This window comes from Micromonospora sp. NPDC004540 (genome assembly GCF_040610095.1).
Classification (GTDB): Bacteria; Actinomycetota; Actinomycetes; order Mycobacteriales; family Micromonosporaceae; genus Micromonospora.
Genome location: NZ_JBEXLR010000061.1, coordinates 1 through 26,281 on the forward strand (window position 1 = coordinate 1; position 26,281 = coordinate 26,281).

The 26,281-nt window shown below is 72.9% G+C and carries 24 protein-coding genes and 1 tRNA gene; 9 read left to right on the top strand and 16 right to left on the bottom strand.

What is annotated here, in order from left to right:
- Nucleotides 1–200 precede the first annotated feature (200 nt).
- A complete protein-coding gene (locus tag ABZV78_RS20150) occupies nucleotides 201–1,805 on the top strand; it encodes a hypothetical protein (protein WP_355640663.1) in 1,605 nt (534 codons plus the stop codon).
- A gap of 6 nt (nucleotides 1,806–1,811) precedes the next feature.
- Here ABZV78_RS20150 and coaE read toward each other — a convergent pair whose 3' ends face one another.
- Together coaE and rpsA are read right to left on the bottom strand one after the other, a co-directional pair.
- Entirely contained in the window at nucleotides 1,812–2,990 is a 1,179-nt protein-coding gene (coaE, locus tag ABZV78_RS20155; RefSeq protein WP_355640665.1) for a dephospho-CoA kinase, read from the bottom strand.
- 161 nt (nucleotides 2,991–3,151) lie between these two features.
- A complete protein-coding gene (gene rpsA, locus ABZV78_RS20160) occupies nucleotides 3,152–4,636 on the bottom strand; it encodes a 30S ribosomal protein S1 (RefSeq protein WP_355640604.1) in 1,485 nt (494 codons plus the stop codon).
- 370 nt (nucleotides 4,637–5,006) lie between these two features.
- Between rpsA and ABZV78_RS20165 the strand changes: the two genes are divergently transcribed.
- From ABZV78_RS20165 to ABZV78_RS20180, 4 genes are read left to right on the top strand one after another with little or no spacing between them, the layout of a single operon-like run.
- Nucleotides 5,007–5,810, top strand: a complete 804-nt coding sequence (locus ABZV78_RS20165) for a class I SAM-dependent methyltransferase (protein ID WP_355640606.1) — start codon at nucleotides 5,007–5,009, stop codon at nucleotides 5,808–5,810.
- A gap of 56 nt (nucleotides 5,811–5,866) precedes the next feature.
- The gene (locus ABZV78_RS20170) at nucleotides 5,867–6,469 is read left to right on the top strand and encodes a Uma2 family endonuclease (RefSeq protein ID WP_355640608.1); all 603 of its coding nucleotides are present in this window, start codon (nucleotides 5,867–5,869) and stop codon (nucleotides 6,467–6,469) included.
- Between the two features lie 42 nt (nucleotides 6,470–6,511).
- On the top strand, nucleotides 6,512–6,733 hold the full coding sequence (locus tag ABZV78_RS20175) for a DUF2945 domain-containing protein (RefSeq protein ID WP_355640610.1): 222 nt from the start codon (nucleotides 6,512–6,514) through the stop codon (nucleotides 6,731–6,733).
- Nucleotides 6,720–7,148 carry a DUF3140 domain-containing protein gene (locus ABZV78_RS20180; protein ID WP_355640612.1) on the top strand — a complete coding sequence of 143 codons (429 nt, stop codon included), beginning with the start codon at nucleotides 6,720–6,722 and terminating at the stop codon, nucleotides 7,146–7,148. The genes ABZV78_RS20175 and ABZV78_RS20180 overlap by 14 nt, the downstream gene beginning before the upstream one ends.
- A 73-nt stretch (nucleotides 7,149–7,221) precedes the next feature.
- On the opposite strand, the gene polA is transcribed toward ABZV78_RS20180, so the two are convergent.
- The 8 genes from polA to ABZV78_RS20220 all read right to left on the bottom strand — a co-directional run bounded on the left by polA (nucleotide 7,222) and on the right by ABZV78_RS20220 (nucleotide 17,144).
- On the bottom strand, nucleotides 7,222–9,921 hold the full coding sequence (gene polA / locus ABZV78_RS20185; RefSeq protein ID WP_355640614.1) for a DNA polymerase I: 2,700 nt from the start codon (nucleotides 9,919–9,921) through the stop codon (nucleotides 7,222–7,224).
- Between the two features lie 109 nt (nucleotides 9,922–10,030).
- Nucleotides 10,031–10,741, bottom strand: a complete 711-nt coding sequence (locus ABZV78_RS20190) for an ABC transporter ATP-binding protein (protein WP_355640616.1) — start codon at nucleotides 10,739–10,741, stop codon at nucleotides 10,031–10,033.
- The gene (locus ABZV78_RS20195) at nucleotides 10,731–11,651 is read right to left on the bottom strand and encodes an ABC transporter ATP-binding protein (RefSeq protein ID WP_355640618.1); all 921 of its coding nucleotides are present in this window, start codon (nucleotides 11,649–11,651) and stop codon (nucleotides 10,731–10,733) included. Before ABZV78_RS20195 ends, ABZV78_RS20190 begins: the two co-directional genes overlap by 11 nt.
- The gene (locus ABZV78_RS20200; RefSeq protein ID WP_355640620.1) at nucleotides 11,644–12,798 is read right to left on the bottom strand and encodes a branched-chain amino acid ABC transporter permease; all 1,155 of its coding nucleotides are present in this window, start codon (nucleotides 12,796–12,798) and stop codon (nucleotides 11,644–11,646) included. Before ABZV78_RS20200 ends, ABZV78_RS20195 begins: the two co-directional genes overlap by 8 nt.
- On the bottom strand, nucleotides 12,795–13,745 hold the full coding sequence (locus ABZV78_RS20205; protein ID WP_355640622.1) for a branched-chain amino acid ABC transporter permease: 951 nt from the start codon (nucleotides 13,743–13,745) through the stop codon (nucleotides 12,795–12,797). The genes ABZV78_RS20200 and ABZV78_RS20205 overlap by 4 nt, the downstream gene beginning before the upstream one ends.
- A gap of 94 nt (nucleotides 13,746–13,839) precedes the next feature.
- A complete protein-coding gene (locus ABZV78_RS20210; RefSeq protein WP_355640624.1) occupies nucleotides 13,840–15,003 on the bottom strand; it encodes a branched-chain amino acid ABC transporter substrate-binding protein in 1,164 nt (387 codons plus the stop codon).
- A gap of 261 nt (nucleotides 15,004–15,264) precedes the next feature.
- Nucleotides 15,265–16,434: a hypothetical protein gene (locus tag ABZV78_RS20215; RefSeq protein ID WP_355640626.1), complete on the bottom strand. Its 1,170-nt coding sequence runs from the start codon at nucleotides 16,432–16,434 to the stop codon at nucleotides 15,265–15,267.
- 89 nt (nucleotides 16,435–16,523) lie between these two features.
- Nucleotides 16,524–17,144, bottom strand: a complete 621-nt coding sequence (locus tag ABZV78_RS20220) for a response regulator (protein WP_355640667.1) — start codon at nucleotides 17,142–17,144, stop codon at nucleotides 16,524–16,526.
- 94 nt (nucleotides 17,145–17,238) lie between these two features.
- On the opposite strand from ABZV78_RS20220, the gene ABZV78_RS20225 reads away from it, so the two are divergent.
- Together ABZV78_RS20225 and ABZV78_RS20230 are read left to right on the top strand one after the other, a co-directional pair.
- Nucleotides 17,239–17,311, top strand: a tRNA-Leu gene (locus tag ABZV78_RS20225).
- 35 nt (nucleotides 17,312–17,346) lie between these two features.
- Complete coding sequence (locus tag ABZV78_RS20230) at nucleotides 17,347–18,096, top strand: transcriptional regulator (RefSeq protein ID WP_355640628.1); 750 nt, start codon at nucleotides 17,347–17,349, stop codon at nucleotides 18,094–18,096.
- Nucleotides 18,097–18,102: 6 nt separating this feature from the next.
- Here the strand turns inward: ABZV78_RS20230 and ABZV78_RS20235 are convergent, their stop codons facing one another.
- Entirely contained in the window at nucleotides 18,103–19,278 is a 1,176-nt protein-coding gene (locus tag ABZV78_RS20235; RefSeq protein ID WP_355640630.1) for a PLP-dependent aspartate aminotransferase family protein, read from the bottom strand.
- Between the two features lie 83 nt (nucleotides 19,279–19,361).
- On the opposite strand from ABZV78_RS20235, the gene ABZV78_RS20240 reads away from it, so the two are divergent.
- Complete coding sequence (locus tag ABZV78_RS20240) at nucleotides 19,362–19,841, top strand: Lrp/AsnC family transcriptional regulator (protein ID WP_189195205.1); 480 nt, start codon at nucleotides 19,362–19,364, stop codon at nucleotides 19,839–19,841.
- Nucleotides 19,842–19,887: 46 nt separating this feature from the next.
- Nucleotides 19,888–20,898: an LLM class flavin-dependent oxidoreductase gene (locus ABZV78_RS20245; protein ID WP_355640632.1), complete on the top strand. Its 1,011-nt coding sequence runs from the start codon at nucleotides 19,888–19,890 to the stop codon at nucleotides 20,896–20,898.
- Nucleotides 20,899–21,237: 339 nt separating this feature from the next.
- Here the strand turns inward: ABZV78_RS20245 and ABZV78_RS20250 are convergent, their stop codons facing one another.
- The 5 genes from ABZV78_RS20250 to ABZV78_RS20270 form a co-directional block, all read right to left on the bottom strand.
- On the bottom strand, nucleotides 21,238–22,203 hold the full coding sequence (locus ABZV78_RS20250; RefSeq protein ID WP_355640634.1) for a sulfite exporter TauE/SafE family protein: 966 nt from the start codon (nucleotides 22,201–22,203) through the stop codon (nucleotides 21,238–21,240).
- A 223-nt stretch (nucleotides 22,204–22,426) separates the two neighbouring features.
- Entirely contained in the window at nucleotides 22,427–22,897 is a 471-nt protein-coding gene (locus ABZV78_RS20255) for an Rrf2 family transcriptional regulator (protein WP_355640636.1), read from the bottom strand.
- A 70-nt stretch (nucleotides 22,898–22,967) separates the two neighbouring features.
- On the bottom strand, nucleotides 22,968–23,846 hold the full coding sequence (locus ABZV78_RS20260) for an acyl-CoA thioesterase II (RefSeq protein WP_355640638.1): 879 nt from the start codon (nucleotides 23,844–23,846) through the stop codon (nucleotides 22,968–22,970).
- Between the two features lie 55 nt (nucleotides 23,847–23,901).
- Nucleotides 23,902–25,350: a pyruvate kinase gene (gene pyk / locus ABZV78_RS20265; RefSeq protein ID WP_355640640.1), complete on the bottom strand. Its 1,449-nt coding sequence runs from the start codon at nucleotides 25,348–25,350 to the stop codon at nucleotides 23,902–23,904.
- Nucleotides 25,351–25,672: 322 nt separating this feature from the next.
- Entirely contained in the window at nucleotides 25,673–26,038 is a 366-nt protein-coding gene (locus ABZV78_RS20270; RefSeq protein ID WP_355640642.1) for a YciI family protein, read from the bottom strand.
- Nucleotides 26,039–26,281 lie beyond the last annotated feature (243 nt).

The following is a 26,281-nucleotide window of genomic DNA, read 5'->3' on the forward strand; positions in this document are numbered from 1 at the left end:
GCCCAGCGGACGATCCGCCCGCGCACGTCGCCGCCACGGACGACCCGGAAGGTCCCGGCACCAGCGCACCGAACGCCGACGGCCCGGCCCGGACCGCCGGCCCTGATCCGGGAGATCCTGGAGACCTACCGTTCGCCACGAACGGCAGGTCGCCGAGATCCGAGAAGCGGCGGACCGGGCGAGCGACCGCCGGCGGCCGCATCCCCGCGGTCGACCACCCCACCGCGACCGAGCCCGCGGCGAGGCCCCCCGCCCGCGGGCCCGGCCGCGGCCACCACCGCGCCCGCACCGGCACCACCACCAGCGGATCCACGCCCACCCCCGGCCGCCGCCGGCGGCTCGATCCGACCGTCGGCAGGCGCCCGGCCGCCCCGTTCGAGCCGCCCGGCGACCCCGAACTGGACGGGACTGGCGACCCACCCGAGCAACCGACCCGCCGCCGCGCCCTCCTGGTCGCGCTCGCGGCGGCCGCCACGGCCTCGGCGGCTGCCCTGGTCGCCGGGCTGCTGAGCTGGTCACCCGAGCCGCCCGAGCCGGTCGAGTCCACCGGGACAGCCCGCCCGCTCACCGCCGCCGAGGCCGACCGGCTGGCCGCCCTGCGGGTCACCAACCAGCGGGACGTCCGCGCCGGCGTGCGGGTCACGGTGGGCGAGGGCGGCGGCCGGACCGAGCTGGTCGGCTGGGTCGACTGGGCCCGGCCGCTGGTCTACCTGGACGTCGGCGGCCCCGGCGCCGGCGCCGAGCGGGGGCTGGTCCAGGCGACCCCGTCGACGCTGCTGGTCCGGCCCGATCCCGCCGCCACGGCCACCCCGGCGCCGCCCCCGCTGGTGCCCCCGGACGACCGGTGGCGGCTGCGGGAGCTGCCGGCCGGGCGCGGCCTGCCGGCGGTGCGGGACCTGCTGCTGGGGCTCGGCGCGGACCGGGTCGACCCCGCCGGCCCCGAGGCGCGCTGGCTGCGCCGGGAGACCGTCGACGGCGTCCCCGTGGACGTCCTCCAGGCGCCCCTCGCGCCCCTGGGCCCGACCGCGCACGGCAGCACGCCGGGACCGGCGACCACCGGCCCGCCGGACCCGCAACCCCAGCTCTGGGTCGACCGGGACGCCCGGCTGCACCGGCTGGCCGGCTGGCTGCCGGACGGCACCCCGGTCACCGTCGAGCTGGCCCGCGCCGACCGCCCCACGCTGCGCCCGGTGGATGCGCTCGGTGGCCGGCCCGGGTTGCCCCGGGCACTCTCCGACGCCGAGGCCGACCGGCTGGCCCGGCTGCCCGCCCGACTGCGAGCGGCCGGCGGCGCCACGCTGACCGTGACCGAGCCCTCCGCCGGCCTGCGCGGCACCGGCTGGCTGAGCTGGGCGGGCTCCGCCGCGTACCTCTCGGTGGTGGCGGGCGACGACCCAGGGCGCCGCACGCTGGTGCGGGCAAGGCCGGGCAGCGTGGCCCGGCTCGTGGTGCCGGCGGGCGCCGCGCCGGCCCCACCGCTGCCGGCGCCGGCCGGGCTGGTCCGGGCGGCCGGACGGCCGCCGGGCGACGACGTGGAGCGGCTGCTCGATGCGGCGCTGCGGGCCGGCGCCGTGCCGGCCACCGCGGCGGTCCGGATCCGCGCCGACCGGGTCGCGAACCGGACGGTGGACGTCATCGAGGTACGCGGCACGCTGCGCTGGTGGGTCGACCGGGGCGGGCTGGCGCGCCGGCTGGAGCTGCGCACGGGGCGGGGGGTCTGGGTCCAGCTGGAACTCAGCCCGGGGCCGGTGCCGGCGCTGCCCGGCGCCGAGCGGATGGTCAGGCCGTCGACGAGACGCCGCTGAGCGGGCTCAGGGCCGCCAGCCGGTCTGCGCGGCCCACTCCTCGGCCAGCAGGTGCTCCTCGTCGAACCAGGGGTCCTTCAGGGTGCCGTAGGTGGCGCTGTCCGGCGCGGCAGCGGCGAGCTCCCGCTTCACCTGCAGGTACGCGGCCCGCTGCCCCGGGTCGGCGCGCAGGTGGTCGCGCGTCAGCAGGGCGTAGCGCCAGCCGGGCGAGTCGGCCACCCGGAGGTGCAGGTGCACCGGGCGGCCGGGGTCGGCGCTGCCGTGCAGCCGCTTTTCCCACCGGGGGCTGCCGGGCGGGCGGGCGTTGTCCCACCAGTCGCCGGGCAGCCGGGGAAAGCCCGCCTCGGCCAGCCGGTCGGCGAGCGGCCCGTCCGCGTCGGCCAGCGACGGCACGGTGAGCTGGATGTCGATGACGTCCTTGGCGGCGAGCCCGGGCACGGCGGTGGAGCCGATGTGGTCGACCCGCAGGTCGGCGCCGGCCGCGTGGCGGATCCGGGCGGCCAGTCGCGCGTACTGCTGGGGCCACGTCGGGTCGGGCTCGGTGAGCACCACCTGCTCGGGCCGGACCGCGCGGCGTTCCCGGACGTTTCGCTCGTAGGGCAGCAGGCGCTCGTGCCAGAGGGCGTCCACGGCGGCGTTCAGCTCGGCCAGCGTGCCGTCGTTGTCGAGCAGCACGTCCGCCGCGGCCTGCCGACGGGCGTCGTCGGCCTGCGCGGCGATCCGCCGCTCGGCCTCCGCGCGGTCCATGCCGCGGTCGCGGGCCAGCCGCTCCAGCCGGGTGGCCACCGCCGCCTGCACCACCAGCACCAGGTGGTACGTGGGCGCGAGCCCCACCTCGACCAGCAGCGGCACGTCGTTGACCACGACGGCGTCGGGGGGCGCCTCGGCGACCAGCGCGGCGGTGCGGGCCCGGACCCGGGGGTGGGTGATCGCCTCCAGTCGGCGGCGGGCGGCCTCGTCGCCGAAGACCAGGGCGCCCAGGGCGGCCCGGTCCAGCGCACCGTCGGCGTCGAGGACCCGGTCGGAGAAGGTCGCGACGATCTCGGCAAGGCCCTCGCTGCCCGGGGCGACCACCTCGCGGGCGATCCGATCGGCGTCGACGATCACCGCGCCGAGCGCGGCCAGCCGGCTGGACACCGCGCTCTTGCCGGACCCGATTCCGCCGGTCAATCCCACCTTCAGCACCGCAACAGTCAACCCGATCACCGTTTCCGGTGCCAACCTGCCCCGGACACGGCGAAGGCCCCGCCCCCGGCGATCCGGTGGTACCGGATCGCGGGGACGGGGCCTGTCGTCGTCAGCGACTTCTCCAGCGCCGGCCGTGCCGAGCTGGGGTTGTCACCGGGTCACTTGCCGCCGGCGAGCTTCTCCCGCAGCGCGGCGAGCGCCTCGTCGGTGGCCAGCGTGCCGGCCGGCTCCTCGGCCTGACGGCTCGGAGCCGTGGTCGTGGTGGTGGTGCCGGACACGGCCGGAGCCGGGTTGGCAGCGGCCTCGGCGTCGGCGGCCCGGGAGGTCTGCACCTGCTTGGTGTGGGCCTCCCAGCGCTGACGGGCCTCGGCGTACTGGTTCTCCCACGTCTCGCGCTGCTTGTCGTAGCCCTCGAGCCACTCGCCCGTCTCCGGGTCGAAGCCCTCCGGGTAGATGTAGTTGCCCTCGGTGTCGTAGGTCGCGGCCATGCCGTAGAGGGTCGGGTCGAAGTGCTCCTCGCCCTCGACGAAGCCCTCGTTGGCCTGCTTGAGCGACAGCGAGATCCGGCGGCGCTCCAGGTCGATGTCGATGACCTTGACCATGACCTCGGAGCCGACCTGCACGACCTGCTCCGGGATCTCCACGTGGCGCTCGGCCAGCTCGGAGATGTGGACCAGGCCCTCGATGCCGTCGTCCACCCGGACGAAGGCGCCGAACGGCACCAGCTTGGTGACCTTACCCGGCACGATCTGCTGGATCGCGTGGGTGCGGGCGAACTGCCGCCACGGGTCCTCCTGGGTCGCCTTCAGCGACAGCGAGACCCGCTCGCGGTCCAGGTCGACGTCCAGGACCTCGACCTCGACCTCCTGGCCCACCTCGACGACCTCGGACGGGTGGTCGATGTGCTTCCAGGAGAGCTCGGAGACGTGCACCAGGCCGTCCACGCCGCCCAGGTCGACGAACGCGCCGAAGTTGACGATCGAAGAGACGACGCCCTTGCGGACCTGGCCCTTCTGCAGCTTGTTGAGGAACTCGGTGCGCACCTCGGACTGCGTCTGCTCCAGCCAGGCCCGGCGGGACAGGACCACGTTGTTGCGGTTCTTGTCCAGCTCGATGATCTTGGCCTCGAGCTCGCGGCCGACGTACGGCTGCAGGTCACGCACCCGCCGCATCTCGACCAGCGACGCGGGCAGGAAGCCGCGCAGGCCGATGTCGAGGATGAGACCACCCTTGACGACCTCGATGACCGAGCCGCGGACGACGCCGTCCTCGTCCTTGATCTTCTCGATCGTGCCCCAGGCCCGCTCGTACTGCGCCCGCTTCTTGGAGAGGATCAGACGCCCCTCCTTGTCCTCCTTCTGGAGGACAAGGGCCTCGATGTGGTCACCGACCGAGACGACCTCGGCGGGGTCCACGTCGTGCTTGATCGACAACTCCCGAGAGGGGATGACGCCCTCGGTCTTGTAGCCGATGTCGAGCAGGACCTCGTCCCGGTCGACCTTGACGACGGTGCCTTCGACAATGTCGCCGTCGTTGAAGTACTTGATGGTCTCGTCGATCGCGGCGAGGAAAGCCTCCTCGGAACCGAGATCGTCGTGCGTGACCTTGTTGGCGCTCGAGGGGGCCTCGATGCTGCTCGTCATGTGGGCGGTTGCTCCGGTCGGATGGGTTGTCACAGCAGGCGTGGCGTCGCAGTGACCTGTCCGCGCCAGCGGATCCGTCACCGGGCACACCGAACGATCGCCATGAGAAGATCATTAGTGGCTCCGGTGACCGCGCACCTGCTCCCTGCCGAGGCACACGATCCGCGAGCGCATCGTCTAGCCTACCCGCTGCATTACCACAGCGTGCAAGCCCTCCCGGGTCTCCGTGGGCTCGTCAGCTGCGAAAGCGGAGATTTCGCGCGGTAAGGTGCCACAGCTGTCTCGTCCGTCACATCCGCCCCAGCCGCCACACCCCCGCCCCGAGCGGCCCGCACGCCGCGTTCGACCGCCGAGGGCCTAGCGTGGGCGGGTGGACGACGACAGGGTGACCCGACGCCGGGTGGGCGCCGCCGAGATCCGCCGGGCCAACCGGGGCTGGTGGGACACGGACGCCGACGCCTACCAGGCCGAGCACGGCGCGTTCCTTGGCGAGGTCGACTTCGTCTGGTGCCCGGAGGGGCTGCGCGAGGCCGACGCCCGCCTGCTCGGCGAAGTGGCCGGCCGCCGGATCCTGGAACTCGGCTGCGGCGCGGCCGCCGCCGCCCGCTGGCTCGCCGCGCAGGGCGCCCGGCCGGTCGCCCTGGACCTGTCCGCCGGCATGTTGCGGCACGCCGCCGAGGCCGCCGCCCGGACCGGGGTACGCGTGCCGCTCGTGCAGGCCGACGCGCTCGCCCTGCCGTTCGCCGACGCGGCCTTCGACACGGTCTGCACGGCGTTCGGCGCGATCCCGTTCGTGGACGACTCGGCGGCGGCGATGCGCGAGGTGGCCCGGGTGCTGCGCCCGGGCGGCCGGTGGGTCTTCTCGGTCACCCACCCGATGCGCTGGATCTTCCTGGACGACCCGGGCGAGGGCGGGCTGACCGCCGTGCACTCGTACTTCGACCGCTCCCCCTACGTGGAGCAGGACGAGAACGGCGTGGCCACGTACGTCGAGCAGCACCGCACCCTCGGCGACCGGATCCGCGAGCTGGTCGGCGCCGGGTTCCAGCTGCTGGACCTCGTGGAGCCGGAGTGGCCGGCGGGGCACGAGGGGATCTGGGGGCAGTGGAGCCCGCTGCGCGGCCGCCTCTTCCCCGGCACGGCGATCTTCGTCGCCAAGAGGTCGACGGAATGACGCAACCGGACAATCAGTGCGACTCACCCGACCAGGGGCCGAGTTACGCTGAGCGGGTGAGCGCCGAGCCGATCGCGACACCACCTGGCCCCTGGTGTCCTGACCCGTTCCGGCAGCAGCGTGCCGACTACACGCTGGAGGACCTGCTCAACCTGCCGGACGACGCTCCACGCGTCGAACTCGTCGACGGAGTCATCCAGGTGACACCCTCCCCCACCCTGGGCCATCAGGACATCTCGTTCCTGCTGCGGCTGTGGCTGCACACCCACGCGCCCCGACACCTCCGCACCACCCAGGACGTCGGCGTGGAACTGGCGAGGAACACCAGTCGCCGACCTGACGTGCTGCTGTGCCGAGCGGAGGTGGCGTCGAACGCCTCGGAAGTCGGGCCACACGACGTGATCCTCGCTGTGGAGATCGTCTCGCCCGGCACTCGTCGGGTCGACCGCTTCGCCAAGCCGGCCGAGTACGCCGCCGCGGGCATCCCGTTCTTCTGGCGGATCGAACAGGACCCGGTCCATCTCTACGCCTACCGGCTCAGTGAGCGGTTGAGTCCGAGCGGCGAGCGGCAGTACGAGCTCGTCGCCGACAGCGCCGAGCTCATCGAACTGCCGCAGCCCTTCGACATCAAGCTGCCGATCGCCGAGATCACTCCGTAGCCGGCGTCGTTTCCGCTCCCCGGGCCCGGGTACCCGGACGGCATGGCCGAGAAGGAGGAGTTCCGCCGGGGCGACCACGTCTCCTGGGCCAGCCACAGCGGCCGGGCGTACGGGGTCGTCAAGGAGAAGCTGACCGAGCGCACACACGTCCGCGGGCACGCCGTGAACGCCTCGATGGAGGAGCCGCAGTACCGGATCCGCAACGACGACTCGGGCCGGGACGTCGCCCACCGACCGGAGGTGCTGCGTCATGAGCCGAAGTGACGAGCCGCAGCAGACCTACCGGGAGTTCACCGAGGCGGTGAACATGAAGCCGGGCGAACTCCAGCAGTGGCTGGAGACCGACGAGTCCAAGCACGTGGGCTGGCGGAAGGGTACCCGGGGCGGCGAGTCGGTCGGCCACGAGTCGGGCCGGAGGATCATCGCCCTGCTGCGCCGCAAGCGCGACCAGCTCACCGCCGCCGACTACAAGCACATGCGCAAGGTCGTCGGCTACGTCCGGCGGCACATGGCCCAGCGACCGAGCGGCGACGTGCGCCGGACCCGGTGGCGGTATTCCCTGATGAACTGGGGCCACGACCCGGTGAAGGGCCCACTGCCGCCGCCCGGCGGCCCGTCCCGCAAGGCCCTGCAGCGGCACGGCGCCCCACCCAGGGAGCGCCGCGGGCCGGGCCGCTGACCGCGCATCGGCGCTGACCAGCCGCGGCAACCGCGGCCGACCACTGACACGCGCTCGCCGTGGCTCGCGCGGGTCAGTGGTCGGCGCTGTTCCAGTCGCGGCCCTCGCCGACGGAGACCTCCAGCGGCACGGAGAGCGGGTACGCCTCCCCCATCTCCTTGCGGACCAGCGCCTCCAGGGTCTCCCGCTCGCCGGGGGCCACCTCGAAGACCAGCTCGTCGTGCACCTGGAGCAGCATCCGGGAGCGCAGCCCGGCGTCGCGCAGCGCGGTGTCGACGTGCAGCATGGCGACCTTGATGATGTCGGCCGCGGAGCCCTGGATCGGGGCGTTGAGCGCCATCCGCTCGGCCATCTCCCGGCGCTGCCGGTTGTCGCTGACCAGGTCGGGCAGGTAGCGGCGGCGGCCCAGGATGGTGGAGGTGTAGCCGTCCTGCCGAGCCCGCGCCACCACCTCCTGGAGGTAGTCGCGGACCCCGCCGAAGCCGGCGAAGTAGTTCTCCATCAGCCCGCGGGCCTCCTCGGCGGTGATCCCGAGCTGCTGGGACAGGCCGAACGCGCTCAGCCCGTACGCCAGGCCGTAGTTCATGGCCTTGATCTTGCGGCGCTGGTCGGCGGTGACCTGGTCGACCTCGACGGTGAAGACCGACGAGGCGGTCGCGGCGTGGAAGTCGTGCCCCGAGTTGAACGCCTCGATCAGCGCGTCGTCGGAGGACAGGTGCGCCATGATCCGCATCTCGATCTGGCTGTAGTCGGCGGTGAGCAGGCACTCGTAGCCCTCGCCGACCACGAAGGCGCGCCGGATCCGCCGCCCCTCCTCGGTGCGGATCGGGATGTTCTGCAGGTTGGGCTCGGTCGAGGAGAGCCGGCCGGTGGCCGCCACCGTCTGGTTGAAGGTGGTGTGGATCCGGCCGTCGTCGGAGACCGACTTGAGCAGCCCGTCGACGGTCATCTTGAGCTTGGCGACGTCGCGGTGTCGCAGCAGGTGGGCCAGCACCGGGTGCGGGTTCTGCGCGTAGAGCCACTGGAGGGCGTCGGCGTCGGTGGTGTAGCCGGTCTTGATCTTCTTGGTCTTGGGCAGGCCCAGCTCGCCGAAGAGGATCTCCTGGAGCTGCTTGGGCGAGCCCAGGTTGAACTCCCGCCCGACCGCCGCGTAGGCGCCCTGGGCGGCGGCCTTCACCTCGGCGGCGAAGTGCGCCTCCAGCTCGGAGAGGTATTCGGTGTCGGCGGCGATGCCGGTGCGCTCCATGGTGGCCAGCACCCGCATCAGCGGCAGCTCGACGCCGGCCATCAGCCGGGCGGACTGCTCGCCGTCGCGGGACAGCTCGGCGTCGATCGCGTCGGCCAGGTCGAGGGTGGCCCGGGCCTGGAGCATCAGGTTCTGCTCGGCGGCCCCGTCGTCGCCGAGCCCGTCGAGGGTGAGCTGGCCGCTCTCCGGCGCGTCGACCCGCAGCTCGCGGTGCAGGTAGCGCAGCGCCAGGTCGGTGAGGTCGTAGGAGCGCTGGTCGGGACGGGCCAGGTAGGCGGCGATCTGGGTGTCGCGGGAGATGCCCTGCAGGTCCCAGCCGTGCGCGGCGAACGCCAGCACGGCCGGCTTGCTGTCGTGCAGCACCTTGGGCCGGGCTTCGTCGGCCAGCCAGCCGGCCAGCGCACCCTCGTCCTTGGGGTCGAGCGTGGCCGGGTCGAACCAGGCGGCCGCGCCGCCGGCGGTGGCCAGCGCCATCCCGGTCACCGCGGCGGTGTGCCGCCGGTTGGGGCCGGTGTCGAGCTTGGCCGCCACGCCGACCGGGGTGCCGGCCGGGGCGTGCGTGGCCAGCCAGCCGGCGAGCGCGCCGGGCTCGGTGAGCACCTGCCCGGCCAGCTCGAAGCCGGCCTCGGCCTCCGGCTCGACGGCCTCCAGGTACTGGTAGAGACGGTCGCGCAGGATGCGGAACTGGAGCGTATCGAAGACCTGGTGCACGGCCTCCCGGTCCCAGCCCTGCCAGCGGGCGTCCTCCGGGCGCACCGGCAGCTCCAGGTCGGTGACCAGGCAGTTGATCTCGTAGTTGCGGATCACGTCGGCGAGTCGCTCGCGCAGGCTGTCGCCGGCCTTGCCCTTGATCTCGTCGGCCCGGGCGACCACGCCCTCGACCCCGTCGTACAGGTTGATCCACTTGGCGGCGGTCTTCGGGCCGACGCCCGGGACGCCGGGCAGGTTGTCGCTGGTCTCGCCGACCAGGGCGGCCAGGTCGCGGTAGCGGCCCGGCCCGACGCCGTACTTCGCCTCGACCGCGGCCGGGTCCATCCGGGCCAGGTCGGAGACGCCCTTGCGCGGGTAGAGCACGGTGACCCGGTCGCCGACGAGCTGGAAGGCGTCGCGGTCGCCGGTGGTGATCAGCACGTCCATGCCCTGGTCGCGGGCCTGGCAGGCGAGGGTGGCGATGACGTCGTCGGCCTCGTAGCCCTCCTTCTCCACCACCGGGATGCGCAGCGCCGCGAGGACCTCCTTGACCAGGCTGACCTGGCCCTTGAAGTCGGTCGGGGTCTCGCTGCGGCCGGCCTTGTACTCCGCGTACTTCTCGGTGCGGAAGGAGCGGCGGGAGACGTCGAAGGCGACCACGATGTGGCTGGGCTGCTCGTCGCGGAGCACGTTGATCAGCATCGAGGTGAAGCCGTAGACGGCGTTGGTCGGCTGCCCCGTGGTGGTGGAGAAGTTCTCCACCGGCAGGGCGAAGAATGCCCGGTATGCCAGGGAGTGTCCGTCGACGAGGAGCAGGCGCGGCGTCGTAGCTGTCACGGCAGCGACTCTAGTCCGTACCGCCGACAACCCGGCGCACGGCGGCACCGGCGAAACGGCGGCGGCCGGCCGCCCCGCGAGGGGACGGCCGGCCGCCGACGGGTAGGACTCAGGCGACGCCGAGGTACGCCTCCTTGACCGCCGGGTCGTGCAGCAGGTCCCGGCCGGTGCCCTCCTTGACGATCCGGCCGGTCTCCAGCACGTAGCCCCGGTGGGCCCGGGAGAGCGCCTGCTGGGCGTTCTGCTCCACCAGCAGGATGGTGGTGCCCTGCTCGTTGATTCGGGTGATGATCTCGAAGATCTGCTGGATCAGCATCGGCGCGAGCCCCATCGAGGGCTCGTCGAGCAGCAGCAGCCGCGGGCGGGCCATCAGCGCCCGGCCCACCGCCAGCATCTGCTGCTCACCGCCGGAGAGCGTGCCGCCCGGCTGCTTGCGCCGCTCGGCGAGCCGGGGGAAGAGGTCCATGACCATCTTCATGTCCTCGGCGATGCCCGACCGGTCCTTGCGGGTGTAGGCGCCCATCTCCAGGTTCTCCAGGACGCTCATCCCGGGGAAGACGCCCCGGCCCTCGGGCGCCTGCCCGATGCCCCGGACCACCCGCAGGTCGGCCCGCATCCGTGTGACGTCGGTGCCGTCGAAGACGATCGAGCCGGAGGCCACCGGGCGCAGCCCGGAGATGGCCCGCATAGTGGTGGTCTTGCCGGCGCCGTTCGCGCCGATCAGGGCCACCACCTCGCCCTCGTTGACCGTCAGGCTGATCCCGTGCAGCGCCTGGATCCGCCCGTAGAGCAGGGTCAGGTCGTTGATCTCAAGCAGCATCGGTCGGCACCCCCAGGTACGCGGCGATCACCTTCGGGTCCTCCCGGACCTCGGCCGGCAGGCCCTCGGCGATCTTCTTGCCGAACTCCAGCACCACGATCCGATCGGTCACGCCCATGACGAGTCGCATGTCGTGCTCGATCAGCAGCACCGTCGTGCCATTGTCGCGGATCTTCCGGATCAGGCCGAGCAGTTCCTCCTTCTCCGCCGGGGTGAAGCCGGCGGCCGGCTCGTCCAGGCAGAGCAGGGTCGGATCCGTGGCCAGGGCCCGGGCGATCTCCAGCCGGCGCTGCTCGCCGTACGAGAGGTTGCGGGCCAGGTCCCCGGCGCGGCGCTCGATGCCGACGAAGCGCAGCAACTCGTACGCCTTCTCGCGGCCCTGCCGCTCCTCCCGCCAGTGCCGCGGCAGCCGCAGCATCGCGGCGATCACGCTGGTCTTGTGGTGGGCATCCGCGCCCACCATCACGTTCTCCAGCGCGGTCATCTCCGGGAAGAGCCGGATGTTCTGGAACGTCCGGGCGATGCCCGCCTTGGTGATCCAGCTCCGGCGCCGGCCGTTGATCCGCTGCCCGGCGAACCGGATCTCGCCCTCGGTGGGCCGGTAGACGCCGGTCATCGCGTTGAAGCAGGTCGTCTTGCCGGCGCCGTTCGGGCCGATCAGGCCGAGGATCTCACCCTTGTACAGGGTGAAGGCGACGTCGTTGAGGGCGACCACACCCCCGAAGCGGAGGGTGACGTGGTCGACCTCCAGCAGCGGCTCCCGCCCGGCCGGCGCGGTCTCGCCCGGCGTGGGCTCGACCGGGGTGTCCGCGCCCTTCTCCGGCGGGGTGCCGACCGTGCTGCGACCGTCGTCGGCGATGTCCCGCTCGCTGGTCTCGTCCCGCTCGCTGTGCATCTGCGGCTCACTCATTGGGCACCGTCTCCTGGGGAACCGCTTCCTTGCGCCGGTCGGCGAACTCCGCCGCCCGCCGCCGGTTGGGCACCAGACCCTGCGGCCGGAAGATCATCATGACGATGACCACCAGACCGAAGACTAGGATCCGATACTCGGCAGCGTCGAACTCCACCCCGATGAGGTCGCCGACGCCGCGCAGCCACTCCGGCAGGTACCAGGTGACCGCGCCGCCGACGATGGCGCCCTTGATGTTGCCGGCACCGCCGAGGATCACCGCGGCCAGCACCAGGATGGAACTCTCCAGCACGAACTGGTCGGAGTTGATGAACGTCTGCTTTCCGGCGAAGACCGCACCGGTCAGACCGGCCACGGCCGCGCCGATGGCGAACGCCCACAGCTTGTACTTGAACGTCGGCACGCCCATGATCTCGGCTGCGTCCTCGTCCTCGCGGATCGCCACCCAGGCCCGGCCGACCCGGCTGTTGGCCAGGTTCCGGATCAGGAGCAGCACGATCAGGATCAGCGTCAGCATCAGCCAGTAGTACGGCCGGGCGTCCACCACCCCGAACAGCGGCTTGCCGTCCGTGCCGGTGCCCGGCGGGTGCGGGATCGCGGGGATGCCCCGCTGGCCCTGGAGGAGGCCGTCCTGGCGCGCGGCGTAGAGCCGGATCATCTCGGCGAAGCCGAGGGTCACGATGGCCAGGTAGTCACCGCGCAGGCGCAGCGTCGGGCCACCGAGGATCACGCCGGAGACCATCGCCACCATCACCGCCAGCGGCACCGCCGCCAGCCACGGCCAGTTCGTGCCGAACCGGCTCTCCGGCGAGGTGAGCAGCGCGACCGTGTACGCGCCGAGCGCGTAGAAGCCGAAGTAGCCCAGGTCGAGCAGGCCGGCGAAGCCGACCACCACGTTGAGCCCGACGGCCAGCAGCACGAACACGGCGGTGTCGAAGAGCACGCCGGCGAAGTCCGAGCGGGTGGTGTAGAAGGCGAAGTAGTCGCTGCCGATGGGGAAACCGAGGTACTCGTAGAACCACTTGTTGGGCAGGATGTAGAGCAGGACGACCAGCGCGGCGATCGCCGCCCAGCGCACCTGCTTCGGCATGGCCGCCCAGCGGCTCTTGAAGCCCGCGGTCCGCTTGTTTTCGACGGTGGCGGTCATGCGCGCGCCCTCCCGAGAGATTCGCCGAGCAGACCGGTCGGCCGGAACATCAGCAGCACGATCAGCAGCACGAAGCCGGTGAAGTCCTTCCACTCGCCGCCGAAGAGGCCGGCCGCGTAATTCTCCACCACGCCGAGCAGCAGGCCGCCGAGCAGCGCGCCGCGCAGGTTGCCGATGCCGCCGAGCACGGCGGCCGAGAAGGCCTTGAGCCCGATCAGGAAGCCGACGTTGAACTTGGTGTAGCCGAACCGCAGGTCCCACAGCAGCGCGCCCACGCCGGCCATCAGGCCGCCGAGCACGAACACCAGCAGGATGACCCGGTTCTTGTTGACGCCCATCAGCGCGGCGGTGTCCGCGTCCTGGGCGACCGCCCGGATGCCGCGGCCCAGCCGGCTGCGGTTAACGAACTGGTCCAGCCCGATCATCATGATCAGCGTGACGCCGAGGATGAGCAGCTGGATGTTGGTCACCGACGCGCCGAAGACCGTGAAGACCGTCTTCGACGGGATCAGGTCCGGCATGCCGAACGGGGCCCGGCGGGTGCCGATGCCGAACGACTCGGCGAGCACGAACGACGCGCCGATCGCGGTGATGAGGAAGGCCAGCGGCGGCGCGTTGCGGCGGCGCAGCGGCCGGTAGGCGACCAACTCGACCGTGACCGCGGTGACCGCCGAGGCGGCCATCGCCACCACGAGACCGGCGACGACCGCCAGGATCAGCGGGCCGAGGGCCGGGGCGGCCGAGTTCTGGTTGTAGCCGAGGGCCTGCCAGGTCCACAGGGCGGTGAAGGTACCGACCATGAAGACCTCGGAGTGCGCAAAGTTGATCAGGCGCAGAACGCCGTACACCAGGGTGTAGCCGAGGGCGATGAGCGCGTAGATCGCGCCCTGCTCCAGGCCGGTGAGGGTCAGCGCCGGAAAGTTCCCGAAGAGCTCATCGAAGTTCAAGTGGGGGCTCCAACTGTTGCGGCCAAGCGGTGCGGCCGGGAGGAAATCTCCCGGCCGCACGCCTGGTGTCCCGTGCCGGGACCGGACGAACCGGTCAGGACTTGGGGATCTCGATGTCGGGGACGACCTTGCCCGCGTTGACCTTGAACGCCCAGACCAGCACCTGGGCCGGGTCCAGCTCACCGTTGGACTCGAACTTGTAGGTGACGCCGGTGGCGCCGCCGGTGCCGCTGTAGGAGTTCACGAAGCTGAGCAGGTCGGCGCGGGAGGACTTACCGGCCTTGATGCCCTCGAGGAAGATCTTCGTGATGTCGAACGACACGTCGGCGTAGGTGCCCGGCTCGGCGTTGTCGAAGGCCGCCTTGTAGTCGGTCACGAAGGTGCCCTTGGCCGCGGTGGCCGGGGCGCACGGGCAGGTCAGGATGGTGCCCTCGGCGACCTGCTCGCCGGCGACCTTGATGAAGTTGGCGTCGTTGACACCGTCACCGGCGACCATCGTGCCCTTCCAGCCCGCGCCCTTGAGCTGCTTGAGCAGCAGGCCGGCCTCGGTGTAGTAGCCACCGAAGAAGAGGACGTTCGCACCGCTGCTCTGGATCTTGGTGACCACGGCGGAGAAGTTGGTCTGCTTGACCTGGATCTTGTCCTCGCCCGCGACCGAGCCGATGACCTTCTTCACCTCGTCCACCAGGCCGGCGCCGTACGCCGACTGGTCGTCCACCACGTAGACCTTGTCGGCCTTGAGGACGTTCTTGATGTACCGACCGGCGGCCGGGCCCTGCGAGGTGTCGTTGCCGACGCCCCGGTGGAAGATCTTCCAGTTCTTGGTGCTCAGGCTCGGACGGGTCGCCGACGGGGTGATGATCGGCAGGCCGGCCTCGTCGAAGATCGGGTCCGCCACCTCGGACTCACCGGAGAACGCCGGGCCGATGATGCCGACGACCTTGCTGTCGCCGACCGCCTGCTGGGCCAGGGCCGGCGCCTTCGCCGGGTCGCCCTGCGAGTCGTACTCGGAGAGCACGACCTTGCAGTCCGCGTTGTCCTTGTTGTACTGGTCGATGGCCAGCTTGGTGCCGTTGCGCATGTGGATACCGAGACCCGCGGCGTCACCGGTCAGCGGGCCGAAGAAGCCGATCTTCAGGTCGCAGGCGGCCTTGCTGCCACCCGCCTCACTACCACTGTCAGCCTTGCAGGCCGCGCCACTGAAAACGAGCGCGCCGATGGCCACGCCACCCAGCACCCGTGCGAGCTTCTGCCTCACGGCTCGTACCCTCCTCCGTCCGAAGGCCCGGAAACCACCCACCGCGAATTGGACCTTGCAGGGGTAGCCCGGACCGACCGCGATCCCGGTCTGGGCCGGGACGTTATCCCACCAGCGGGCTGCGAAGGTAGACCTGAGCAGCGGGGTTGACCTAACCGTTACGTTGAGTGGCCGGATTCACAGATGTGCTGTAACACACGGGGCGGGAGAGAGGGAAAATCGGACATCCGACACTCACCGGAAACGCCCTGGTGAGGGCCCTCACGCGGGCCGCCACGGCCCACGCGCTGACCACACCCGCGCCCCCGCGCCGTCGTCCACCAGCAGCAGCGCCACCTCACCCGCCGCAGCCACCGCCACCGTCCGGTCACTGGCCGCCGGCACCGCCACCGGCAGCGCCACCGGCGACCACCGCGTGCCGTCCGTCGAGAACCACCCCGCGCCCGCCGCCGACCCGGCCACCACCGCCCACGCACCGTCACCGCGCGCCGCCAGCCCCCACACCCGGCCCGGCCGGTCCGTGCCCGCGCCGCCCAGTCCCCCACCCGGCCGCCAGGCGTCGCCCTCCCCCAGCCAGGCGCCCAGGCCGTCACCGCGCCGGCCGACCGCCACCGTCCGGTCCCCCGCCCGGACCACCCGCTGCAGGTCCTGGTCCGCGTCACCGCCCGGCAGCACCGCGCGCCGCCAGGCCGACCCGTCCGCCGAGGTCCACACCACGGCCGCCGATCCGGTCCGCCCCGACCCCTGCACCGAGCCCACCATGAGCCAGCCCGACGCCGTCGCCGTGCCGTCCGCCGCCCAGGGCCGGCCGCCCGCGTCCGTCGCCAGCCCCGGCACCGCGCTCACCAGCCGGAAGTCCGCCCCGTCCGGGGACACCCAGGCCGCCGCGCCGGTGGCGCGGTTGCCGGAGATCAACCAGCCGCGCGACCCACCCGCGATCCGCCCCGCGTTCACCGCGTCCGCGCCGCCGAACACCTCGAACTCGGCCGGCACCTCGACCAGCGAGCCGTCCGCGCCCTGCCGCCAGGTGCTGATCCGCGGATTGCCGTGCACCCCGCCGCTCTTGCCGCCCACCGCGGCCAGCCGGCCGTCCCGGCAACCCGCCGCGGTCAGCACGTTCTCCTCGCCGTAGGGGCTGCGCGGCACCGCGCGCAGCGGCGTCCAGGAGGCCGCGTCGGCGCTCGACCAGGCCGCCGGACGGGTCACCCCCGCGGCGTCGACCACGGCGCCCACCACGAACCAGCGGCCGGCGCAGGCGGCCGCGTCACGCAGCGCCAGCCGGCCGGAGAGGCCGGACGGGAGCGGCAGGGAGGCCGGCTGCCAGGCCGGCCGCAGCGGCTCGGGCGCGGGCGCAGGCTCGGCCCGGCCGGACGAGCGGCAGGCAGCCAGCAGCACCACGAGCAGGCCGAGCACCGCCAGCGGACGCCGCATGGCGGCGATCGTATCGACCGGCCACGACGCGTGGAACCCGCCGAGCCGCGCCCCTTCGATCAGCGGGGGCGCCGGTCGTCGGGCGGAAATCAGGAGGCGGGCTGGGCCACCTCGCCGCCGGCGGTCTCGGCCAGGATCCGCTCGGCGACCTCCTTCATGGTCATCCGGTGGTCCATGGCGGTGCGCTGGATCCACTTGAACGCCTGCGGCTCGGTCATCCCGTACGTCGTCATGAGCGCGCCCTTGGCCCGCTCGACGGTCTTGCGGATCTCCAGCCGGTCGGTGAGGCCGGCGACCTCCGCCTCGAGCGCCGCGATCTCCGAGTAGCGGGACAGCGCGATCTCCACGGCCGGCACCAGGTCGCTCTTCTGGAACGGCTTGACGAGGTAGGCCATCGCGCCGGCCGCGCGGGCCCGCTCCACCAGGTCGCGCTGGCTGAACGCGGTCAGGATGATCACCGGGGCGATCCGGGCGCCGGCGATCCGCTCGGCGGCGGCCAGCCCGTCCATGATCGGCATCTTGATGTCGAGGATGACCAGGTCCGGCTTCAGCTCCTCGGCGAGCCTGACGGCGGTCTCGCCGTCACCGGCCTCGCCGACCACCTCGTAGCCCTCTTCGACCAGCATCTCGGCCAGGTCCAGCCGGATGAGCGCCTCGTCCTCGGCGATCAGAACGCGCTTGCGCTCGGCATCCGTCTGCATCTCGGCCACGAGCCACTCCCACCAGTCTGAGCTCTGCACCCGCCGTGCCGGGTGCCACCGCCCTTAGCGTAGTGGGTATCCTTGCACCGCTGAACTGCGCAATGCCCCTGTAGTCCAATGGCAGAGACGATGCACTCAAACTGCATAAAGTGTGGGTTCGAATCCCACCGGGGGCACGCAAATTGTCATACAGGCGTTCGAAGATGTCCGCGTGCATCCACCCGAGATACGCGCTCGAGCACGTCAGGTCTTCCTGTCCGGGGCCACCGTCGCCGAAGCGGCCCGCAGTGTCGGCCTCAACTACCGCACGGTCTGGCACTGGTGCAGGGACCGCCCCACGCCTGCCGTTCAGGGCACCGCGCTGCGATGTTTCCGCTGCCGCAAGGATGTCGGGGTTCCGACAGATCCCGCCGCCTACGCCTACCTGCTCGGCCTCTACCTGGGCGACGGGCATCTGGTGACCACCGCGCGGGTGCCGGTGCTCCGGATCTCCTGCAGTAACGGCTGGCCGGGCCTGATCAGCGCCTGCGACGACGCGATGCGGGCGGTGCTGGCGGAGAAGGTGCAGCGCGTCCCGCAACAGGGCTGCGTCAATGTCCAGAGCTACGGCAAGCACTGGCCGTGCCTGTTTCCCCAGCACGGGCCCGGCAAGAAGCACGAGCGCCCGATCGTCCTGGCCGACTGGCAGCGGACCATCGTCGAGGCCCACCCCGGCGACTTCCTGCGCGGCCTGTTCCACTCCGACGGCTGCCGGTTCGCCAACCGGGTCGTGGTGCGCGGCAAGGAGTACGTCTACCCGCGCTACATGTTCACCAACGAGTCGGCGGACATCATGGGCCTCTGCCAGTGGGCTCTCGACCTGCTGGGCATCGCCTGGCGGCTGAACCGGCGCAACTCGCTGTCGGTGGCGCGGCGGGACGCCGTGGCGGCGCTGGACCGCCACGTCGGCCCGAAGACCTGACCCTCGTCAGAGCACCGCGAGCGCCTGCGCCAGGTCGGCGCGCAGGTCCTCCGGGTCCTCGAGCCCGACGGACAGGCGCAGCAGCCCGCCGCAGGGCTTGGCGTCGCCCTCGACCGGCCGGTGGGTGAGCGAGGCCGGGTGCTGGATCAGCGTGTCGACGCCGCCGAGCGACACGGCGTGGGTGATGAGCCGGCAGGCGCCGGCGACGGCGGCCGCGGCGGGGGCGCCGCCGCGTACCTCGAAGGCGAGCAGGCTGCCGGGGCCGGCCATCTGCCGGCCGACGAGCCCGGCCGGGTCGAAGACGCTGGGGTGGTGCACCCGGGCGACGGCGGGGTGGTCGGAGAGCCAGGCGGCGAGCTTCTCGGCGCCGGCCTGCTGGGCGCGGACCCGCAGCGGCAGGGTCTGCAGGCCGCGGTGCAGGAGGTAGGCGCCGAGCGGGTGCAGGACGGCGCCGGTGACGGCGCGGACCTGGCGCAGCCGGGTGGCCCACTCGGGGGCGCAGGCGACGACGCCGGCGAGCACGTCGCCGTGGCCGCCGATGCTCTTGGTGGCGCTGTGCAGCACGAGGGCGGCGCCGTGCCGGGCGGGCTGCTGGAGCACCGGGGTGGCGACGGTGTTGTCGACGAGCAGCGGGACGTCGCCGGCGGCGGTGACGAGCGCGGCGATGTCGACCAGGTCGAGGGTGGGGTTGGCCGGGGTCTCGACGACGACCAGCGCGGTGTCGGGGCGGATGGCGGCGGCGACCTCGTCGGGCCGGGCCCAGGTGACCTCGGTGCCGAGCAGGCCGGTGGCGAGCACGTGGTCGGTGCCGCCGTAGAGGGGGCGGACGGCGACGACGTGCCGCTTCCCGTCGCGGGTGGCGGCGAGCAGGGTGGCGGTGAGGGCGGCCATCCCGCTGGCGAAGGCGACGGCTTCGGCGGTGCCTTCGAGTTGGGCGAGGGCGGTCTCGAAGCGCGCCACGGTGGGGTTCCAGAGCCGCTGGTAGACGGCGCTGCCGCCGGCGGGGAGGGTGCCGCCGGTGGCGAGGGTCTCGTAGTCGTCGCCACCGCCAGCCACGGAGGGCAGCGGGTTGGTGGTGGAGAGGTCGATGGGCGGTACGTGGACGCCGAGGCCCGCGAGGTCGTCGCGTCCGGCGTGCACGGCTGCGGTGTCAACGGCGGTCATGGCGGAAGCGTCGAACATGAGGCCGACATCGGGCAAGAGCAGCGAAGAAGATTCTGAATACAGCCCTTCCGAGGGAGGGAAGTTCGGGGAAGGATGGTTGCATGCCTGTCGCACCGAATGATGTACGGCCGTTCGCGGCGCTGGACGATGTGGACCGCGCGATCCTGGCCGAACTGGCGGCGGACGGCCGGCTGCCGAACAACGCCCTGGCCGAGCGGGTGGGGGTGGCGCCGTCGACGTGCCTGACGCGGACCCGGGCGTTGCGCGAGTGCGGTGCGATCCGGGGGTTCCACGCGGAGGTGGACCCGGCGGCGGTGGGGCTGCCGTTGCAGGCGCTGGTGTCGGTGCGGCTGGCGGCGCACGAGCGGGCGGCGGTGGACGCGTTCCGGGCCCGGTCGGTGCGGCTGCCGGGGGTGGTGTCGGTGTTCCACGTGGCGGGCGCGGAGGACTACGTGCTGCACGTGCGGGCGGCGTCCGGGGACGCGCTGCGGGACTTCGTGCTCGACCACCTGGCGGTGGACCCGGCGGTGCAGCACACCCAGACGAGCCTGATCTTCGAGCAGGCGCGCGGTATGGGCTGACGCACCGAGGGGAACAAATCCGGCGCGGGGCGGGTTGATCAGTGCCGTGATCGACGTACCCTTGTCTGTTCTTGATCTTGCGCCGGTGGCCGCCACCGGCAGCGCCGGCGAGGCGCTGCGGCACACCACCGAGCTGGCCCGCCGCACCGAGGAGCTGGGCTACCGCCGGTTCTGGGTGGCCGAGCACCACAACATGCCGGCGATCGCCAGCTCCGCGCCGGCGGTGCTGCTGGCGCACCTGGCGGCGCACACCTCGACGATCCGGCTGGGGTCCGGCGGAGTGATGCTGCCCAACCACGCCCCGCTGGTGGTGGCGGAGCAGTTCGGCACCCTGGAGGCGCTGCACCCGGGCCGGATCGACCTGGGCATCGGCCGCGCGCCGGGCACCGACCAGGTGACCGCTCTGGCGCTGCGCCGGACCATGGAGGGGCTGTCGGCGGAGCACTTTCCGCGCGAGCTGGCCGACCTCATGAACTACTTCAGCGGCGCGGAGCCGGGCCCGATCACCGCGACCCCCGGGCGGGGGCAGTCGCCGACGGTGTGGCTGCTCGGGTCGAGCGGGTTCAGCGCCCAGCTGGCGGGGCTGCTCGGGCTGCCGTTCTCGTTCGCGCACCACTTCAGCGCGCAGAACACCATTCCCGCGCTCCAGCTCTACCGGCAGAGCTTCCGGCCGTCGCAGTGGCTGGAGCAGCCGTACGCCATGGTGGCGGTCAACGCGGTCTGCGCGGAGACCGACGAGCGGGCGGAGTGGCTGGCCGGCCCGGCCGGGCTGTCCTTCCTGAAGCTGCGGTCGGGGCGGCCGGAGCCGCTGGTCAGTCCGGAGGAGGCGGCGGCCTACCCGTACTCGGAGCTGGAGCGGGAGTTCGTGGTCCAGCGCCGGGAGGGTCAGGCGACCGGTTCGCCGGAGACGGTGGCCCGGCAGCTCGGCGGGCTGCTGGAGCGCACCGGCGCCGACGAGCTGATGCTCACCACGATGGTCTACGACGTGGCCGACCGGGTCCGCTCGTTCGAGCTGATCGCCGACAAGGTGGCCGGTGGCCTGCGCCGGAAGGGCTGAAACACGCTCTTCATAGCCGCGTCACCCCACCGTCGCGCAGCCCACCTAACGTTGGTGCCGGTGGTGGTACGGCATTCCCGGTCGGGACGGGTCGGGAATGCTGCGGTGTGGTGCACCGGGTCGCCGGCGGAGCGGATTCCGCGGCCGGCGATCCGGTGCCTGCGCGTTCAGCGCAGGTAGATGTTCGGCGCGGGCACGGTGCTCACGCCGGCGAGGCCCGAGCGCCCCTCCCCCCGCGATCTTGCAGTTGCCGCCCCGACCGAAGGGGCGAAAGCCCCCACCAGGCAGGCACAAAGTGCAAGACCCAGGCTCGGGCTCGGGGAGGGCGTCCGCCTCGGGTCAGCCCTCGACGGCGGCGGCGAGTTTGCGCGGTTCCTCGGGCTCGGCGGCGGCCGGCGCCTCGGCGGCCGGCGCGGCGGCGAGGGCGGCCTCGGCGACGGCGCGGGCCCGGCGGGTGCGGCGCAGCGCCCGGGCGGCCAGCACCAGGGCGACCAGCCAGCCGGCGCCGAGCACCGTGTAGGCCAGGGCCGGGACCGGGCCGCCCAGTTCGCCGGCGCGCAGCAGGGTGCGGGTGTTGGTCAGCACGATCACGCCGCCGATGACGGCGCCGAGCAACTGGGCGGGGACGATCCGGACCAGCCAGGCGGCGATCGGCGCGGCGATCAGGCCGCCGATCAGCAGCGCGGCCACGGTGGGCAGCAGGAAGCCCTCGGAGCCGAGGCCGATGAGGAAGCCGATGCTGGCCGCGCCGGCCACCAGGAACTCGGAGGTGTCCACCGAGCCGATCACCTTGCGCGGCTCCATCCGGCCGGAGACCAGCAGGGCCGGGGTGGCGACCGGGCCCCAGCCGCCACCGCCGGTGGCGTCGACGAAGCCGGCGAACAGGCCGAGCGGGGCCAGGAAGCGGCTGCGCAGCCGGCCGGCGGCCCGGTTGGCGCGCAGCGGCCGAGAGAAGCGGACCAGCAGGTAGGCGCCGAGGCTGAACAGGATGGCGGCCATCCACGGCGCGGCGGACTCGGTGGAGATGGAGCTGAGGAAGGTGGCGCCGGCGAACGCGCCGACCGCGCCGGGCAGCGCGATCCGGCTCACCACCCGCCAGTCGACGTTGCCGAACCGCCAGTGCGAGACACCGGCGGCCAGGGTGGTGCCGATCTCGGCCAGGTGCACCGAGGCGGACGCGGCGGCTGGCGCCACCCCGGCGAAGAGCAGCAGGGTCGAGGAGGTCAGCCCGTACGCCATGCCGAGCGCGCCGTCGACCAGTTGCGCGGCGAGCCCGACGAGGGCGAGGACCAGCAGCTTGCGCACGAGCGCCCCCTGACTTTTCGGCATCTCCTATCGACTTGGTCGACAATGCGGCACGGCGGCGCTCCGGTCAAGTCCTCCATCCGGTTGATCAGACGCGCCGGACGGCGCGGCGGGCGCGCGGGACGGCGGCGCCGGGACGCCGAGCGCACCGGCAGGCCGGCCGGCGACGACCTGCGCGAGGGCAAGCGGACCTACCTGGTGGCGGCGGCCCTCGACCGGGGCGTCAGCTCCAGGCGCTGGGGTCGGCGGCCAGCTCGTTGACCCGCCCGGGCAGGCTGCCGCTGGCCACGTCGGCGATGGTGACCAGTTCGAGGATCTCCCGCTCGCTGGCCCGCAGCGCGATCCACACGTCCTGCAGGGCGCGCGCCGCGCCGTGGTAGCCGAGCTGCTCCGGGCGCTGGCCGCGGACGTGCGCCAGCGGGCCGTCGATGACCCGGATCACCTCGGCGAGGGAGATCTCCGACGCGGGCCGGGCCAGCCAGTAGCCGCCCTCGGGGCCGCGCTGGGCGTGCACGATGCCGCCCCGGCGCAGCTGGAGCAGGATGCTCTCCAGGAACTTCGGCGGGATCTCCTGGGCGCGGGCGATCTGCTCGGCGGTCACCGGCCGGCTCCGCCCGACGGTCACGCCGTCGGCGACCGAGGCCAGCTCGGCGGCCGCGCGGAGGGCGTAGTCGACCCGGGCGGAGAGGCGCATGCCGGCAAGGTTAGTCGCCTGGTCAGCCGGCCGGATTCCCGACCCTCGGCCGAACGGTCACGGTTGCCCGTCAGGCGCCGACCCGGCGCAGCAGCCCCTCCTGCACGGCGCTGGCGATGTGCCGGCCGTCGGTGGTGAACATCCGGCCCGTGGCCAGGCCCCGGGCGCCGGACGCGGACGGGCTCCAGCAGTCGTAGAGGAACCACTCGTCGGCGCGGAACGACCGGTGGAACCAGAGCGCGTGGTCGAGGCTGGCGCCCACCACTCCCCCGGGCCCCCACACCTCGCCGTGCACCGACAGCACCGAGTCGAGCAGGGTCAGGTCGGAGGCGTAGGTGAGGGCGCAGGCGTGCAGCAGCGGGTCGTCGGGGAGCTTGCCGTCGAGGCGCATCCAGACCCGCTGGTGCGGTTCGGCGGGGCGGTCGCCGGGGCGTACCCAGCCGGGCTCGCCGACGTAGCGGACGTCGATGGGGCGCGGGATCTGGCCCCAGATGCCGAGCCGCTCCGGGTAGCGGGAGAGCCGGTCGGTCATGGTCGGGACGTCGTCCGGGGCCGGCACGTCGGGCGGGACCGGCGCGTGGTGGTCCAGGCCCTCCTCCTGCCGCTGGAACGAGGCCGACATGAAGAAGATCGGCTTGTCGTGCTGGAGCGCCACGGAGCGGCGCACCGAGAAGGAGCGGCCGTCCCGGACGTTCTCCACCTGGTATTCGATCGGCTCGGCGGGGTCACCGGGGCGGACGAAGTAGCCGTGCAGGGAGTGCACGAAGCGCTCCGGGTCGACGGTGCGCCCGGCGGCGACCAGGGCCTGGCCGGCGACCTGGCCGCCGTACACGCGCTGCGGGCCCACCGGCGGGCTGATCCCGCGGAAGGTCATCTCACCGGTGTGGTCGAGGTCCAGCACCTCCAGGAGCTGGTCGACCGCGGCCTGCCCCGTCGCCGCCGAACTCACTGCGTCACCTCTGTTCGCGACTGCGGGGCTCGCAGGCCCGGCTCACTCCTCGCGCTCACTGAAGGGCCCGCGCGGACGCCGCGTCGACCAGCGAACCCAGCTGGTGTACGCGCAGCGTGTTGGTGGAGCCGGGGGTGCCGGGCGGGCTGCCCGCCACGATCACCACGTAGTCGCCGGGGTTGGCCCGGTTGAGGCCGAGCAGCGCCTGGTCGACCTGGCGGAACATGTCGTCGGTGTGCTCGACGAAGGGCATCAGGAAGGTCTCCACGCCCCAGGAGAGGGCGAGCTGGTTGCGCACCTCGGGCACCGGGGTGAAGGCCAGCAGCGGCAGGTCGCAGTGCAGCCGGGCGAGCCGCTTGACGGTGTCGCCGGTCTGCGAGAAGGCGACCATGGCCTTGGCGCCGATGGCCCGGGCGATCGAGGAGGCGGCGACCGTGAGCGCGCCACCGTGGGTACGCGGGTCGTGCTGCAGCCGCGGCACGCCGATCGAGCCGGCCTCGGTGGTGGTGATGATCTTCGCCATGGTGCTGACGGTGAGCACCGGGTACCTGCCGACGCTGGTCTCGCCGGAGAGCATCACGGCGTCCGCGCCGTCGAGCACCGCGTTGGCCACGTCGGAGGCCTCGGCGCGGGTGGGGCGCGAGTTCTCGATCATGGAGTCGAGCATCTGGGTGGCCACGATGACCGGCTTGGCGTTCTCCCGGCAGAGCTGCACGGCGCGCTTCTGCACCAGCGGCACCTGGTCCAGCGGCAGCTCGACGCCGAGGTCGCCGCGGGCCACCATGACCCCGTCGAAGGCGAGCACGATCGCCTCGAGGTGGTCGACCGCCTCGGGCTTCTCGACCTTGGCCAGCACCGGGCGGAGGACGCCCTCCTCGGCCATGATCGAGTGGACCAGCTTGATGTCCTCGGGCGAGCGGACGAAGGAGAGCGCGATCAGGTCGACGCCCAGGCCCAGGGCGAAGCGCAGGTCCTCGGCGTCCTTCTCGGACAGGGCCGGGACGCTGACCGCCACGTTCGGCAGCGAGACGCCCTTGTTGTTGGAGACCGGGCCGCCCTCGGTGACCAGGACGCGGATGTCGTTGCCGGTGACGTCGCTGACCTCGACCGCGACCCGGCCGTCGTCGATCAGCAGCCGGTCGCCCGGCTTCACCTCCTGCGGCAGCTTGCGGTAGGTGCAGGAGACCCGCTCCTTGGTGCCGACGATGTCGTCGCCGGTGATGACCACCGAGTCGCCGGTGCGCCACTCGTGCGGGCCCTCGGCGAACCGGCCGAGGCGGATCTTGGGACCCTGGAGGTCGGCGAGCACCGCGACCGGCTGCCCGGCCGCCTCGGCCGCCTCCCGGACCAGCCGGTAGACCGTTTCGTGGTCCTCGTGACTGCCGTGGCTGAAGTTGAGCCTCGCCACGTTCATGCCCGCCTCGACCAGACCCCGGATGCGCTCGGGGGACGAGGTGGCGGGGCCGAGTGTGCAGACGATCTTCGCGCGGCGTGTCACGCCCATCAGGCTAGTCTCTCCTCCGGGTCGACCTGCCGGCCGACCCCTTTCGGACTGCGGAACAGTTGTCCAACGACGCGCGATACCCGCGCCGGCGGGCGGGGTGGCACCGCACCGGGGGACGTCGTGTGTGGCGGGCATCGGCGACCGCGCGGCGGAAATCGTACCGCTCGCGTTTATCCCTCGACCGGGTGCTCCCGGGAGATCGACCGGCGCCGCCCGGGCGACGGCGTGCGCCGCCGGGGACCCGGGGCGCGAGCGGCCGGGGTGGGCACTGCGCGGGACTGTGACACCACGCGGGGTGCCCCCGCGGTCGCCCGGACGACGGTCAGCTCTGCGTCTTGGCGAGCGGGAACTCCAGCGAGCCGGCCGGGCAGAGGAAGGTGAGCACCTCGACCCGGTAGAGCCCGGCCTGCACGGCCGGGTCGGCCTCCATCACGCTGCGGACGTCGTCGACCGAGCCGGTGCGGGCCAGGCCGAAGCCGATCGGCGGGTCCGGCTCGCGGGCCGGGCCGTCGACCGAGCCGTCGACCAGGACGATGCCCCGCCGTTGCAGCGCCTGGACGTGCCGCAGGTGCTCGGCCTGGAGCCGTTGCACGGTCTCCTCCGGCAGCGCCCGGCCCGACGGTCCCGGGTAGAGCACGATGCACTCGTACGTGTCGAGCGCGAAGTCGAGCCGTGGCGTCGCGGCCATGCGCACCTCCAGACCACCGTCCCGCCCAGCGTCGCACGGCGGGCGCCGCCGCCGGGGTCGCTCGCCGCAACTGCCCGCCCGACCGGCCGGGTTGCCGACCCGCTGGGCCGTTCGTCCCGCCCCGGCGGGGTCGTGCCCGGCTTCGGCCGGCGGTGGAAACGCCCGGCGGGGGACGTTGGCGACGGCGTTTCCCGGGAAAGACTTCCGGTCGGGGCGGTGACCGCCGCCGACGACGACGCGCAG